Source organism: Parafrankia sp. EUN1f (genome assembly GCF_000177675.1).
Classification (GTDB): Bacteria; Actinomycetota; Actinomycetes; order Frankiales; family Frankiaceae; genus Parafrankia.
Map to the genome: position 1 here is coordinate 1 of NZ_ADGX01000348.1, position 1,832 is coordinate 1,832.

Below are 1,832 nucleotides of genomic sequence, written 5' to 3' on the forward strand. Positions count from 1 at the left end.
TGACGCCGAGCGAAAACTGAACGGTTCTTGCCGAGGTAAATCGGCGCACCCGGTGGTCAGGTTAGTCGCGGTTGGGGCGGTCTTTGGCGAGCAGGTCGCGGCGGGCTCGGGTGCGGTAGGAGTCGCCGGTGAGGGTGAGGACCTCGGCGTGGTGGACGAGCCGGTCGATCATGGCTGCGGCGACGACGTCGTCGGAGAAGGTCTCGCCCCAGCGGCCGAACGGCAGGTTCGAGGTGACGAGGATCGAGCCCTGTTCGTAGCGGGAGGCGACGAGTTGGAAGAACAGGTTGGCGGCGTCCTGGTCGAAGGGGATGTAGCCGACCTCATCGATGATGATCAGCTTGTAGCGGCGGATCTTCTTGAGTTCGGTGTCGAGGTGTCCGGCCTGGTGTGCGGCGGCGAGCCGGGTGATCCAGTTGTTGGCGGTGTCGAACAGGACCGAACAGCCGGCCTGGGCGGCCTTGACGCCGAGGCCGATGGCCAGGTGGGTCTTCCCGATGCCGGGTGGGCCGAGCAGGATCACGTTCTCGGCTTTGGCGACGAAGGTGCCGGTGGCCAGGTGCGCGAGGACGTCGCGGCGCAGGCTGGGCAGGTGGTCGAGGTTGAAGTCCTCCAGCGTCTTGACCGTCGGGAAGTGGGCGGTGCGGATCCGCATGATCGTGCCGGCGGACTCGCGGTCGGCGGCCTGGCGTTGCAGGACCGCGGCGAGGTATTCCTCGTGCGACCAGTTCTCGTCGCGGGCCTGATCGGCGAGCTGCTCCCAGATCCGGCCGATGGTGGGCATCTTCAGCACGCGGGTCAGGTAACCCAGCAGGGCTGGCAGCCCGTCGCTGGACTTGGAGGTCTTGCCGGGCGCGTCCGTGTCGCCGGTGATGGTCACTGGCTGCTCGCTTCCGTGTGGGTGGTGGGGGTGAAGTCGACGCCGAACAGGGCGTCGTAGTCGGGGAGCGCGCGCAGCGCGACGACGTGTCCGTCGGCGTGCTGACGCAGGCTTTGGTGGCGTCGCCGCGCTGCGGCCTGGTCGGCGTGGTCGCGGCGCAGCCTGGTGGCGGTGGCCCGGTGAGCCGGATCGGTGATCACGGTGTGTCGGGCCCAGCAGCGGTCGTGGGACGCGACCGGCTGCCCGTCACAGGTGACGGTGACCGTCCAGGCGGACGCGGTCACCTCCACGAAGCGGCCGATCGCAGCCGGGTCGACGGAGTAGTCGACCCCGTCGAGACGGACGTAGTAGTCGCGGGCCAGGCGGATGCGGTGGGCCAGCCCGACTTCCGGTCCGACCGGTGGCAGCGCCAGCATCGCCTGACGGTCGGTCTCGAGGAGATCGACGGGGCGGGTGCCGGTCGCGCGGACCCGGCGGGTGTTCGCCTGGGCCAGCCAGCTCTCGAGCTGGGCGTTGAAATCGATCGGGCTGGTGACGGTGCGGCCGGGAAGGAACGAGGTCTCCAGGAAACGGTTCGTCCGCTCGACCATCCCCTTGAACTCCGGGTCCCGCGGCGGGGCCAGTCGGATCCTCGTGGCCAGCGTCCCGGCGAACGCGGCGGCCGGGCCGCTGACCCGCCCGCTGCCACCGATCGCGGACTCACGGTCCCAGACCAGGGTCCGAGGCACCCGGCCGACCTGGCTGATCAGCTGCCACATCCCGGCCAGGATGTCCCCGCCTTGGCGTGACGGGATCATCGTCGCTGTGGTGAACCGGGAGAACGCCACCGTCATCACCAGGACCGGCAGCGTCCGTGTCTGCCCCCACCCGACCGGGATCTTCGGCTCGGGGAACCACAGGTCGCACTGCGCGACCTGTCCCGGCTCGTACGTCACCCGGTCCACCGGGTCCA

General features: G+C 69.7%; 2 protein-coding genes. Both read right to left on the bottom strand.

Annotated elements, in window-relative coordinates; genetic code table 11:
- Window positions 1-61 precede the first annotated feature (61 nt).
- Entirely contained in the window at window positions 62-880 is an 819-nt protein-coding gene (gene istB, locus FREUN1FDRAFT_RS38980) for an IS21-like element helper ATPase IstB (RefSeq protein ID WP_006545966.1), read from the bottom strand.
- Window positions 877-1,832 (bottom strand): IS21 family transposase (locus FREUN1FDRAFT_RS38985; protein WP_006545967.1); only part of this gene is annotated, 956 nt, incomplete at its 5' end. The genes istB and FREUN1FDRAFT_RS38985, both read right to left, overlap by 4 nt.